The organism is Variovorax sp. Root473 (assembly GCF_001426505.1).
Classification (GTDB): Bacteria; Pseudomonadota; Gammaproteobacteria; order Burkholderiales; family Burkholderiaceae_C; genus Variovorax.
On record NZ_LMEV01000017.1, the window covers coordinates 403,531 to 403,960 of the forward strand.

At 69.3% G+C, this 430-nt stretch carries 1 protein-coding gene; it reads left to right on the plus strand.

What is annotated here, in order from left to right; genetic code table 11:
• Positions 1 to 430, plus strand: a 430-nt coding sequence (locus ASD34_RS28275; RefSeq protein WP_235510080.1) for an AMP-binding protein, incomplete at both ends; no start/stop codon positions are given.

Consider the following 430-nt stretch of genomic DNA (forward strand, 5'->3'; position numbering starts at 1 on the left):
CGAACTGAACGCGCGCGCGAACCGCCTGGGCCACCGGCTGATCGCGCTGGGTGTGCGGCCGGACATGCGCGTGGGCATCGTGATGGAGCGCTCCCTCGAGATGGTGGTGGGCATCCTGGGCATCCTGAAGGCGGGCGGCGCCTACCTGCCGCTGGATCCTGAGTACCCGGTGCAGCGGCTGGCGTACATGGTGGGGGACAGCGGCATCGAGTTGGTGCTGAGCCACCGGGCCACCTGCGATCTCATCGCACCGCGTGCCGGCCTCACCATGCTGGAAGTCGACAGCCTCGACGTCTCCAATGAGCCCGACACCAATCCCCAGGTCGCGCTGCACGGCGAGCACCTGGCCTACGTCATCTACACCTCGGGCTCCACCGGCAAGCCCAAGGGCGCTGCGGTGCGCCACGAGGCGCTGCGCAGCTGCATGGCC